Below are 13,583 nucleotides of genomic sequence, written 5' to 3' on the forward strand. Positions count from 1 at the left end.
TCATTCTATAAAATGATTATATAGTTATAAATTGATAGTTTGGTATGACTATCATTTTTTATTTTCCAAGACAATAGTTTCTAAAAAGAAAATCAACGATATCTGTTTTAACATTTCTTCCATAAAGTTGATTAATTTTATCAAATATTTCATGAAATGGTTCAGCTAAAAGATCGTAATATTCAAATATTTCTTCTTTCATTTTGGTTTCTTTTAAAATGTTGTTGATTTGTTTTAAAATACCTAATTGATGATTTGTTTGTAAAAATTCAAGATTGGTGTTTTTTAACTGGATATTTTCAAGGATAAAAGCATTTTCAATCCAGTTTAAAAGTTCATCTAAATCTTTTTTTAAGCTTGAAATAAAAACTAATCGATTTTTAGTTTGGTATTTTAAAAGAAAGTCTGGAATTTGAAAATCATTAATATTGAATAAATCTTTTTTATTTAAAACAACTAAAAAAGGTATTTTTTGATCTTCAAGAAATTGAAGAATTTCAGAGTTGATTTCTTTTTCTTTTTTCATTTTTAAACCATCAATTACTAATAAGACAAGATCAGCATTTTGTGATAAATGTTTCGCTTTTTTAATTCCAATTAATTCTATTTTATTTTTAGTTTGCCTAATCCCTGCGCTATCTAATAATCGTAATGTTAAAGATCTAAGATTTATTTCACCTTCAATAATATCCCTTGTTGTTCCTTTATATTTTGAAACAATCGCTTTTTCTTCGTTAACTAAAGCGTTTAATAATGAAGATTTACCAACATTAGGTGCTCCGATAATTGCAATTTTAATTCCTTTATTAAGTTTAATAATTTTTTCACTTTCATCAATGATTTTTGATGTTATCTTTAACATTTCATCAATTACGCTTAATATTTTCGGTTTTCTGATTGGAATTGCTTCTTCATATTCAGGATAATCAATATTTATTTCTATTTGAGCAATTAAATTATTTACCCTTTCAGATAAAAGATCTAAATCATACAAAGATTTATGTTCTAAAATTTTTAAGGAAGTTTGATGCTGAAATTCATTTTTTGCTTCAATTAAGGCATTTATTGATTCAGCTTGAATTAAATTAATTTTGTTATTAAATCAAGCCCTTTGCAAGAATTCTCCTTTTAAAGCTAAACATGCTCCAGCAGCAATTAAATTTTGTAAAATTTGATAAGTTAAATAAACCCCCCCGTGACAATTAATTTCAATCATATTTTCGCCTGTGAAAGAATTTGGTTTTTTATAAACTAAAACAACAACTTCATCTAAAAGTTGGGTTTTTTTAATATCATAAATTTTTAATAATTTAAAACTATTTGCTGGGCGTTGATTAATATCGAACTTAATCAATTTATTAATAATTGAAAAAGCATCTTGACCTGAAAGACGAATTATTGAAATGGCTGCTTTAACAGGTGCCGTTGAAATCGCAACTATTGTTTTTTTTAAATCTTGCATATTTTATTAAATTAAGAAATAATCTTGATTAATTGTTTAAAAAAAATAATAAAGAATTGTAAAATATTATCCAATGTTAATTTTAATCAGTTGGTTTAATTCGACAGCATACTCCATTGGTAACTGAGAAGCGAATTCTGATAAATAACCGATTGTAATCATTTGAATAGCATCCTTTAAGCAAATCCCTTTGCTTTGTAAATAACTAAGTTCTGTATCGCTGATTTTTGAAATTGTTGCTTCGTGTTCAATGAATGAACTATTATTATTATTAATGTTGGTTGGTAATGTAACTGACTTACTTAAATCATCAATTAATAAAGTATCACATGTCACATTAGCATAACAATTATCTGCTTTTTTATCAATAAAAACTTTGCCCCGATAAATTGATTCTCCATGATTAAATGCAATTGTTTTTGAAATAATTTGACTTTTAGTATTTGAAGCTAAATGGATCATTTTCGATCCTGTATCTTGAATAATATTTTTATCATCAGCAATTGCAACCGACAAAGTGTATCCCCTTGCTTCTTTCCCGATTAACATACATGATGGATATTTCATGTTAATTTTTGATCCAAGGTTACCATCGATTCATTCCATAAAACCATTTTCATGGACAACTGCTCTTTTAGTAACTAGATTGATAACATTTTTTGATCAGTTTTGGATTGTAGTATAACGGACATGGGCGTTTTTTTTAACAATAACTTCAACGACAGCAGCATGAAGTGAATCTTCTGAATAAACAGGGGCGGTACATCCCTCTATATAATGAACGCTGGCTCCTTCTTCGACGATAATTAAAGTTCTTTCAAACTGACCAAGGTTTCTTGCGTTTATTCTAAAATATGATTGAAGCGGTTTATCAACTTTAACCCCTTTCGGAACATAAATAAAAGATCCACCGCTTCAAATAGCGGTATTTAAGGCAGCATATTTGTTGTCTTTATAATTAACTACTGATCCAAAGTATTTTTGAAAAAGTTCAGGATGCTTTTTTAAGGCGGTGTCGGTATCAAGAAAAATAACTCCTTGATCTTCTAATTCTTTTAATAAACTATGATAAACCGCTTCAGATTCATATTGAGTTGAAACACCAGCTAATCATTTTTGTTCAGCCTCAACTATTCCTAACTTAGAAAAGGTATCTTTAATTTCTTTTGGTACTTTTTCTCATTTATTAGCAACCGATTCAGTTGCTTTTAAGAAATATTTATATTCATTTAGATCAACATATTTATCAAGGTTTGGTCCTCATCACGGCTGCCCTCTTTCAATAAAGTGTTGGTAAGATTTTAAACGAAGATCTCGCATTCATTCGTTTTCACCTTTTTTAATCGAAACTTCTTCGATTAAATCTTTTGAAAGATGTTTTGTGTTTTGATAATAACTTATTTCACGCTTTGAAAAACCATATTTAGAAAGGTAATTAGTTTTTATATCGGTAATATTTTTATTTATCTTTTTTTTCATTGAAAAATTTGTTGATTGTTTTTTTTAAAGATTGCAAAATCTTTGTTTCAATTTTAATGTCATATAAGTTTTTTAAAATTTCAACACTATAGCCAAGGGTTAACATTTTTTTAATTTCCTGCTTACTAAAGCCACGACTAAATAAGTAAATGAATTCATTTAAATTAATATCCCCGACAGCACATCCATGTGAGCACTTTACATCATTATTATAAACCCCCAAGATTGGTTCATTGTTTATGATTGACTTTTTGTCAAAATTTAAACATTTTATAACCTGATGTGATGAACAGAAACGAATATTAGCTGGAACTATGTTAATAATGCGGTTTTTAATAGTATTTTCACCTAAACATAAATCGGAATTAATTATGTTTGCATTAGAATTATTTCCTTTATGAATGACATTAATATATTGATTTTTTGTTGAATTTTGTAAAACTGATAATGAATAAATATTTAAATTACTTTTTTCACCTAAAAGCTCGCCATTTATCGTTAAATCAATATTATAGTCGTGAATATTGATTAAAAATAACTCAACTGAACTATTTTCTTCTAGCCTTAAATTAAGAAAATGATGGTTTGATTTTTTAAATAAAATGTAAAAAACCGTTTTTGAGTTATTTTTGAAATTAAAATTTAGTTTAAAAATATCATCATCTTTTTCTTGAACCTTAATATTTGGTCAAAGAAGTTGAAAATGATAAAAATTATTTTCTTGTAATATAAAATTTAAATAATTAATATTTTTAAGATCTTTTTTATTAACTTTAACATTAATAAATTTATCAATATTTGCTTGTAATTCAATATTTAACTCGGATTTAGTCTTTATTTTGGTTTCAATAACTTTATTTTCTTGTTTTAGCTCCACAAATTCCTAAAAATTTATTTTCGTCTTTGCTTAAATTATAACGGGGGGTAAGATTGTGTTTTTTAAAAAGTCATTGATATCCATCGTTTTCAATTCTATCTAAAATCGTCGGATCTGATTTTTCAACAACTTGACCATTCAAAACAACATAAACAATGTTCGGTTTTAAAATTTTAAATATTTTTTGATAGTGACTGACTAAAATTAATGAAACATTTTTTTCTTGTTCAAAATATTTTTTTAAAAAGTCTGTAATTAAAATTAAACTATCATTATCAATTCCAGAGTCGATTTCATCTAAAAAGATATAATTTGGTTTTAAGAAATAAATTTGTAAAATTTCCCCTTTTTTTCTTTCTCCACCGCTGAAATCTTCATTAATATTTCGTTTTAATAAATCAAAATTAAAGCCTAATTCTTTTGTAATTTGATTAACTTTATTATAAAATTCTAAAATTTTAGGTTTTTTGCCTGTTTTTGCAATTAGAATTTGTTCAAGAAATTCTAAGTAATTAACACCGTGAATTGTAACTGGATTTTGTCAACTAACATATATACCAGCTAATGATCGTTTGTCAATTGTTAGTTTAGTGATATTTTTTTCATCAAGAAAAGTATCACCTTCAACTTTAAGACGTGGATTGTTAATAATTCCGTTAATTAAAGATGATTTACCAGCGCCATTTGGACCAACGATAGCGTAGATTTTATTCGGTTCAAATTCTAAATTTACATTTTCAACTAATTTATTTTCATCAATCGATACTGATAAATTTTTTACTTTTAACATTTATAATAACGGTTTTATTTTTTGATTAACAAATCTAAAACTTGTTTTTCGTACTCTTCTATATTGTTAATATTTTTTATTTCTGTTTTGCTTAAATTTAACAATTCCTGATATAAATTTTCATGGTATTGACGCATTTGCGCAAATAATTTAGCAAATACTTTTGGTTTTTTATCAGCTAAACGTTTATAACGTTGTTGTGATAGAAGGAAATTGATTAAAGTATCAAATTTTGGTGGTTTATAATCAATTTGAAGCGGATTAAGGTTTTGTTCAATTCTTCTTGGGTCATAACGATAAATTGGTCAATAACCAGAACTTACAGCATCTCTTTCAAGTTTTTGATGATTTTTCATCCCGCCTTGGATACCATGAGCTATACATGGAGAGTATGCAATAACAATTGATGGTCCATCATAGTTTTCAGCTTCAAGCATTGCTTTAATAGACTGGTTAATATTAGCACCCATACAAATTTGAGCAACGTAAATATTTTTATATGACATAAAAATCTTACCAAGATCTTTTCTATTTTTACCTTTACCTCCAGCAGCTAAAGATGCAACAGCTGACATATCAGTAGATTTAGATGCTTGTCCTCCGGTGTTTGAATAAACCTGAGTATCAAGAATAAAGATGTTTAAATTTGAACCACTTGCAAGAATATGATCTAATCCACCGTAACCAATGTCATAAGCTCAACCATCCCCACCAATAATTCAGTGCGCTTTTTTAACTAAATATGTTTTTAAATTCAAAATGTTTTTAGCGTATTCTGATTTAGAATTTTGACAATGGAAAAAGATTTGTCCTTTTAACTGACGTTGTTTTTCACGATCAGAATCAGGGGTATCTTTTCATTCTTGTAAATATTTCACCAGTTCTGGTTCAGCATTTTTATCGTTGATACAACTATCGATATTTTTTAATAAATCGTTGAATTTATGTCTTAGCGCTAAATGCATTCCATATCCAAATTCTGCGTTATCTTCAAAAAGAGAGTTAGCTCATGCAGGGCCTTCGCCATCACGATCGGTTGCAAACGGAATGTAAGGTAATGAACCACCATAAATTGATGAACAACCAGTTGCGTTAGCAATAATCATATCTTTCCCGAATAATTGCGTTAACATTTTGTAATAAGGGGTTTCACCGCATCCAGGACATGCACCTGAATTTTCAAAATATGGATATAAGAAGCCTTCTCCTTTGAATGATGTAATTGGGAAAACTTTTTTAACAGTTGTTTCTTTGTATAAATATTCTGTTAATTCAACATTTTTATTTACTTCTTCATTAATTGGAACCATTTCTAAAGCTTTAACTGGACATTCTGTCGCACATAATGAACAACCAACGCAGTCTTCAGCGTTAACTTGAATTCTGAAACGATATTGTTCAGCTCCAATTGCTTTTAAAGATTCAAATGTTTTTGGCGCTCTTAAAATTTCTTGATCATCTAATAGAAATGCTCTAATTGTAGCGTGTGGACAAACGATTGCACAGCGGTTACATTGAATACATTTTTCTGGAATTCAACGCGGAACCATTTCAGCAGATTTTCTTTTTAGTTTAAAGACGGAATCGCTTCTTAGTGAACCATCAACCATATTCAAAGAACCAGATTTTTGGAATTTTGAAACTGGCATTTCATTTCCTTCAAGATAAAAAATTGGTTTTACATATTCATCAATATATTTATCTTTTGTTTTTGTAAATAATGATTTTGTAAAGTTAACTTCTAAATTAGCTCATTCAGGATCAACTTTTACTTCAAAAACATTTCGACTTGCTAAATCAATCGCTTGGAAATTGATTTCAACAACTTTTCTTCCTTTTGAACCATATGCTTTTTCAGCAAAATATTTCATTGCTTTGATAGAATCATCATATTTCATCAGATTCTCATTTAGTTTAAAAAAGGCAGATTGCATAATGGTACTTGTTTTACCAGGAATTCCAATTTCACGAGCAATTTTTCCAGCATCAATGATATAAAATTTAATTTTTTTAACCGCTAATAAATATTTAACTCTATTTGGCAAAATATTTAATACTTCTTCAGGACTAAAACTTGTATTTAAAAGAAATGTTCCATTATCTTTTAGTTGTTCAACCATTTTACATCTCATTAAATATTGATCTTTATTACATGAAACAAAACTAGCTTTTGTTGGGAAATAAGTTGAACGAATCGGTTTTTTAGAAAAACGTAAAAATGAACGCGTTAATCCTCCAGATTTTAATGAATCAAAAAGGAAATAACCTTGAATATGATAATTAGTTTTTTCAGCTATGATTTTAATTGTTGAACGATTAGCAGAAATTGTTCCATCCCCGCCTAAACCTCAAAAAATTAAGGTGTTATTGTCTAAATTTTCTGAATCAGTTAGAAAACTTTCATCAGTTTCAAGTGATAAGTTAGTAACATCATCAATAATTCCAATTGTAAATTGTGTTTTTGGATCTCGTTTTTTAAGTTCATTGAAAACAGCAACTATTTGCGCAGGACTTGTGTTTTTTGATGATAAACCAAAACGACCACCTATAACCTTGATTTTTTTGTTATTTTTTAAGGCGAAAACAACATCAAGATATAGCGGTTCAGATGGAGCTCCTTGTTCTTTTGTTCGATCAAGAACAGCAATACTTTTAACTGATTGAGGAATTTCATTTAATAAATCTTCAACACTGAAAGGACGATAAAGATAAACACAAATAACTCCAACTTTTTCTCCTCTTTTATTTAAATGGTCAACTGTTTCTTTAATCGTTTCAGTTACAGATCCCATCGCTATAATAATTCTTGTTGCATTGCTATCACCATAATAAACAAATGGTGCATATCTTTTTTTTGCAAGTTTAGAAGTTAATTTTAAATATTTTTTTGCAATATCAATTACTTTATTGTAATGAGCGTTTTGCGATTCAAGGGCTTGGAAGAATGTATCATCATTTTCAGCACCACCACGAACAGTAGGAGTTTCGCTATCTAATTTTTTAGTTCTAAACCCTTCTAAAGCTTTAAGATCTAAAAACTGTCTTAACTCATCTTCAGTATATAAATCAACCTTTTGAATCTCACTAGATGTTCTTAAACCATCATAAAAATGAATAACTGGACATGAACCAGTAATAGCAAGTCCATGTGCTATAGGAGCAATTCTTGCACAATCTTCAACTGAATGTGAACATAGTAATACAGCCCCTGTTTGTCTTACTGCATAAATATCTTGATGATCTCCCATAATTGAAAGAGTTCTTGAAGCGATTGATCTTGCAGGAACATGAATAACGGCTGGTAACATTTCACCTTTTCATTTGTAAATGTTCGGAATCATTAATAATAATCCTTGTGAAGCTGTAAAAGTAGTAGCTAAACTTCCTAATTGTAAAGCTCCATGTACTCCTCCAGATGATCCTCCTTCAGACTGAAATTCAAAAACTGATACCTTACTGCCAAATAAATTCTTTTTATTAGCTGAAGATAACGCTTCTACCAATTCTGAAATTTCAGTTGATGGACTAATCGGATAAACAGCAGCAACTTCAGTAAATGCATATGCTATATGAGCAACAATCGTATTGCCATCCATAGCTACGATTTGTCGGTTAATTTTTTTATTTTCCATAAAATTTTATCTAAAAAATTAAAATTTTAATCTTATTAGGTTTATTGAGTTAGTTTGTTTTAGCGATAAAACCATTTAAAAAGAAAAAGCAAAAGAAAACTTTTGTTTTTTTATAAGTTGATTTTAGGAAAACAATTTAACTAATAAATTAGTTCTTTGTATATATTAATTTTACTAACTTTTATTTAAAAATTAAAAAATGATAATTTTTAAATTATTTTTTTTCTTTAGCTAACAACGCTTGATAAGCGGTTAAAATTGTTGTATTAAAAATTTCTTTATCATCGCACCCACGACTTAAATCATTGATTGGTTTTTTTAATCCTTGTAATACAGGTCCGATTACATTTCAATCACCTAAACGTTGTGCTATTTTATAACCAATATTAGCAGATTCAAGATTTGGAAAAACAAATCCGTTAGCTGGTTTTGGTTCTAGTTTTGAATTTGAAAATTTTTGATTTCTAACCGTAACTGAAAGAGCTGCATCAAATTGCATTTCTCCATCTCAAGCAAAACCTACATGTTCCTTTTTTAAATCGATAACAGCTTTTTGAACAACTTCAACCGATGGTGATGATGCACTTTTATTTGTTGAAAAAGATAAAAGGGCAATATTTGGGGTCATTTTGAAGAAATTTTTAATTTTATTCCCTAATCTTTTTGTTAAAATAACTAGTTGTTCTGAAGTTGGAGACGGAATGATAGCGCAATCTGTAAAAAAAAGAAATTGATTATTTTTTTCTAAAATCATAAAACTTGAAACCAATTTATCGTGACAACCAATGATTTGTAAAGCAGGACGAACTGTATCAGCAGTTGAATAGGTTGCCCCTCCAACTAAGCCATCAACTAATCCTTCATTTAAACACATTGTTGCAAAATAGTTATGTTTATTAAATCAGTTAGTTATTTCTTCTTTTGTTTGTTTTCCTTTTCGAATATTAAAAACATTTTCAATCATTTTTTCTTTATTTTGAAATGTTTTAGGATCGAGAATTTCAAAATTTTCTAAAATTTTTTCTTTTCAACAAATTTGATTTATTTCATCAGTATCGCCTACTAAAACTGGTTCAATGATTTGACTTTTCTTTAAAAGTGTGCATGCCTTCAAAACTCTTTTATCATTTCCTTCAGGGAAAATAATTCGAATATTTTTACCTTTTAATTCTTTTATAAATTCTAATAACATAATAAATTCCTTCTTTTTTATTTTAAAATTTTGTCAGTATCTTTTGCTATAACTATCTCTTCGTTTGTCGGAATGATTAAAAATTTTGTTTTTTCATTTTCAGCTAAGATTAAACAATCATCGATTTTTTTATTAACAATATTTAAATTAATAATTTTATTTATTCTTTCTAAAATTAAATTCTGAAATTCTTTTGAATTTTCTCCAATTCCTGCAGTTAAAACAATTCCATCTACTTGACCACATAATTGAAAATAATATTGTCCAATAAAATCAACTATTCTATCAACAAACATATTCCAAGCCAAATTAGCTTGTTTATTTGTCGCTTTTTTAGCTAAAATTTCACGTAGATCACCACTTATAAAATCACTTACTCCTTTAAGACCAGATTGATTATTTAAAATTTTTATAACTTTTTCAATATCTAAATTTTCTCTTTGAGCCATAAATTGTAAAACGGAAGGATCTAAATCTCCAGATCTTGTTCCCATCATTAGTCCTCCTAATGGTGAAATGCCCATCGTTGTATTAACTGCTTTATTTTTTTCAACTGCAACAATACTTGAACCCGCTCCAATATGGCAAATAATTAAATTTAATTCCTTTTTATTAAAAATATTGAAACTTTTTTCTAAAATATAACGATAACTTGATCCATGAAAACCATATTTTCTAATTTTATATTTTTTATAAAAATGAATAGGAATTGGATAAATGAATCTTTCTGGACTAATAGTTTGATGAAAAGAAGTATCAAAGACTGCTACATGTCGACTTCAAGGAAGTTCTTTTTTAAAAATTTTATAAGATAAAAAATTAGCCGGATTATGTAATGGAGCTAATGGATTTAATTCTTCAAATATATGATAATCTTTTTCTAATATTTCAGATGAAGATTTAAATATTTCTCCTCCTTGAACGAAACGATGACCTATTTTATCAATTTCTTCTTTATTGCTAATAATATTATTTTCTAAAAGAAAGTTGATAAAAAATTTAATAGCATCGCTTAATGAATAATTTTTTAATTTAAACGTTTTTTTTGAACTGTTTTCTGTTCGAAAATCTGATAATGTTGCTTCGCAATTTTCATAATTTAAAGCTTGACAATTAGAAAAAATTATTTTTTGAAAAAGATTATTTTCTTTTTTAAACAAAGCGATTTTTATCGAAGATGATCCACTATTTACAACTAAAATATATTTTGAATTTTTCATTAATTTAAATTTTATCTTTAATTATTTTTTATTTACAATTTCAATTTTTATGACTTCAGGAACCTCATCTAAAAGGATTTGTTCGATCCCGTTTTCAATTGTATCGTCTTGTCAATTACAATCTTGACATGCTCCTAAAAATTTTAAATAAACCACTCCATCTTCAAAACCAACTAAAAGAATGTCTCCGCCATCACGATGAAGAAATGGACGAATTTTTTCTAAAGCGTTATTGATTTTTTCTTCAATTGAAATCAATTTATTTATTTGTTTATTTGTTAAATTTTTTTAAGTATAAACTTCAAGCCTGATTTGGGTTTAAAATAATTTCTTCTATGTCTTTGTTGTTTAAAGATTCACCAAATAAAAAATTATTTTTATCATCAAAAATAATTTTTGCATATGAATTTAAATCTTTTCAAACAACTTCATTACATTTTTTACAACTATTTAAAGAATTATAATCACCGAAAGCTACTATTCTAGAATCAAAAACATCTAAAATAAAAGGATAATTAGCGAAATTTGTATAACTATATTTATCGTTAAAGAAGATATTTTTGCTAACAATTTCTGCTTGATCTAAAGCATATGGTCAAATTTTCGGAACTCTTTTATTCTTAAATTCAACTACATCACCGCATGCGTAAACACAATTTTGTGACGTTTTCATTTTATCATTAACGATAATTCCAAAATTAGTTTCAATATTTTTACCTTTTAAAAAATTAATATTTGAAACTACACCAATACTTAAAATATAATAATCTGCTATTATTTCTGTTCCATCAGTAAAGATAATTTTTTTAATTTTATTATTTTCAATTTTGACTTCTTTTATTTGTTTATTTATAAGAATATCAACATTGTTTTGCAATTTAAGATTTTCATAAAGAGTTTGACTGGCTTCATTATCTAATTGCATTGGTAAAAGTCTTGGTAATGCTTCAATAATTGTTATTTTATTTCCTAGCGAATGAATACCATAACTTGTTTCAAGACCAAGAAGTCCTCCACCAAAAATAGCAACTGTTTTAGATTTATCTTCTCTTAAAATATTTTGAATATGTAATGAGTCATGAATCGCATTTCCAGTAAATAAATTTTCAACATCTTTAGATAAACCTATTTGTGGCAGATAACGAGCAGATGCACCAGTTGAAATTATTAAATAATCGTATTTAATTGGTTCAGATTCAAAAGTTTCAATTATTTTATCTTCAAACGAAATGTTTTTAACTTTTTGATTAATTAATAGTTTGATATTGTTATTTTTAAATCATGTTTTATTTTTTAATAAAAATTCTTTATGTTTTAAAATATCATTAAAATAACTATCAGAAACTAAAGGTCTGTAATAAGGATAATAGTTTTCATCAGAAATAATTGTAATTCTACTATTTTCACTAATTAGTTTAATTTTTTCAGCAGCTTTTATTCCAGACGCTCCTCCTCCTAAAATAACAATATCAAAAGCTTTTTCAGATTTTAAAACTTCATCTTTGATTACAACAAATTGTGTATAAGCAGCAGAACATACAGGACATTCAAGTGGAGGTTGTTTACCTTCAATCACCTCACCACATGCTAAACATTTTCATTTAACAACATTATTTAATGGATTTTTATTAAATAATCATTCTTTGAAACCTGTTTTTTTTAAAGAACGATTTATTTGTTCAGGAACTTTTCTTTTAATAACAACATCATAAAAAGATTTACCATATTCTTCTAGTTGTTTAATTTCATTTTTATTTGCTCTAAAATTTATTCTAATTCCTTCAACAACTTTGAATTTTAGTTGTAAAAGTCGTTCTGTTATATTTTTTACTGCTTCCCCGCTTCATCCAAAAGAACCAAAACAACTACCTATTTTGTTTCTCATTGGAATAGGATTTAGTTGAGATAAAATTTGATAAATAACTGGTAAAGCGTCTGAATTTATTGTTGGAGAACCTAATAATAAAGCGTCACATGTAGCAATATCAGCTAAAATCTTATCATTTAATTCATTAATATTAGAAACATCAACTATATATTCTGAAATACTACATCTATTCTCGTTATCTTTAAAATTAATTCCTCTTTTTATAGCTTCAGCTAATTCAGTTGTATAACCGTAAGCTGAACAGTAAACCATAACTATTTTACGATGAAAATCATCTTTTAAAGTTGTTGCTCATTCACGATAAATATCTATTACCCACTTCACTGATTCATGAGTATCAAAAATTGGTCCATGACCTGTTGCAATAAAATTGATTTCTTTGTTTTTAATTTTATTTAGAGCAGAAATAATATATTGTTTAAACGGTCCAAAAATTACATCAAAATAATATTTTAATGATGGAATATAAGTTTTTTTCTCTTCAGGAGTCATTTTTGAGATAAATATCTTATCAAATGAATAATGGGCTCCAAATGAATCACAAGTTACAAGAATTTTTTCTTTATGAATATAAGTATAAATCGAGTCTGGTCAATGAAGAAAAGGAGCGGGAATAAATTCAAAGATATTATCGTCTACTTTTAATTCTTTTAATTTTTCTGTTGTTTGAAATTTAAAATCAATATTTAAAATTTTTCTTAAATATTTAATTGCTACTTCACTTCCAATTATTTCTATTTTAGGATTTAATTCAAGTAGTTTTATTAAACTGCCTGAATGATCAGGTTCAGTATGATTAACAATAACATAATCGATATCATTTATTCCATTTTTGAAAATAGCATTAATATTTTTTAAATATTCATAAAAAAATTTTACTTTTACAGTTTCAAATAAAATGTTTTTTTCACCTGAATAAATGAATGAGTTATATGATGAACCGTGTTCTGTATACATGATAATATCAAAAACTTTTAAGTTTTTATCTTGAACACCTACATAGTAAAAATTATCTGAAATCTTTATAGTTTTCATAAAGGTTT

9 protein-coding genes are annotated in these 13,583 nt (G+C 26.9%); all 9 read right to left on the reverse strand.

Translation table 4 applies throughout. The features are described from left to right. Positions 1-58: 58 nt before the first annotated feature. Complete coding sequence (mnmE, locus tag JRW51_RS00610; protein ID WP_250328754.1) at positions 59-1,462, reverse strand: tRNA uridine-5-carboxymethylaminomethyl(34) synthesis GTPase MnmE; 1,404 nt, start codon at positions 1,460-1,462, stop codon at positions 59-61. Positions 1,463-1,528: 66 nt separating this feature from the next. Further along, the gene (gene sufB / locus JRW51_RS00615) at positions 1,529-2,941 is read right to left on the reverse strand and encodes a Fe-S cluster assembly protein SufB (RefSeq protein WP_250328755.1); all 1,413 of its coding nucleotides are present in this window, start codon (positions 2,939-2,941) and stop codon (positions 1,529-1,531) included. Beyond that, complete coding sequence (locus JRW51_RS00620) at positions 2,922-3,818, reverse strand: SufD family Fe-S cluster assembly protein (RefSeq protein WP_250328756.1); 897 nt, start codon at positions 3,816-3,818, stop codon at positions 2,922-2,924. Before JRW51_RS00620 ends, sufB begins: the two co-directional genes overlap by 20 nt. Next, the gene (sufC, locus tag JRW51_RS00625) at positions 3,796-4,608 is read right to left on the reverse strand and encodes a Fe-S cluster assembly ATPase SufC (RefSeq protein WP_250328757.1); all 813 of its coding nucleotides are present in this window, start codon (positions 4,606-4,608) and stop codon (positions 3,796-3,798) included. Before sufC ends, JRW51_RS00620 begins: the two co-directional genes overlap by 23 nt. 14 nt (positions 4,609-4,622) lie before the next feature. After that, complete coding sequence (gene nifJ, locus JRW51_RS00630) at positions 4,623-8,240, reverse strand: pyruvate:ferredoxin (flavodoxin) oxidoreductase (RefSeq protein ID WP_250328758.1); 3,618 nt, start codon at positions 8,238-8,240, stop codon at positions 4,623-4,625. Between the two features lie 214 nt (positions 8,241-8,454). Continuing rightward, a complete protein-coding gene (locus tag JRW51_RS00635) occupies positions 8,455-9,432 on the reverse strand; it encodes a phosphotransacetylase (protein ID WP_250328759.1) in 978 nt (325 codons plus the stop codon). A 17-nt stretch (positions 9,433-9,449) separates the two neighbouring features. Then, positions 9,450-10,652 carry an acetate/propionate family kinase gene (locus JRW51_RS00640; protein WP_250328760.1) on the reverse strand — a complete coding sequence of 401 codons (1,203 nt, stop codon included), beginning with the start codon at positions 10,650-10,652 and terminating at the stop codon, positions 9,450-9,452. A gap of 21 nt (positions 10,653-10,673) precedes the next feature. Next, on the reverse strand, positions 10,674-10,910 hold the full coding sequence (locus JRW51_RS00645) for a NifU family protein (protein WP_250328761.1): 237 nt from the start codon (positions 10,908-10,910) through the stop codon (positions 10,674-10,676). Positions 10,911-10,923: 13 nt separating this feature from the next. After that, on the reverse strand, positions 10,924-13,575 hold the full coding sequence (locus JRW51_RS00650; protein ID WP_250328762.1) for an FAD-dependent oxidoreductase: 2,652 nt from the start codon (positions 13,573-13,575) through the stop codon (positions 10,924-10,926). Positions 13,576-13,583 lie beyond the last annotated feature (8 nt).

It is taken from the genome of Mycoplasma sp. SG1 (genome assembly GCF_023612375.1).
Taxonomy (GTDB): Bacteria; Bacillota_I; Bacilli_A; order Mycoplasmatales; family SG1; genus SG1.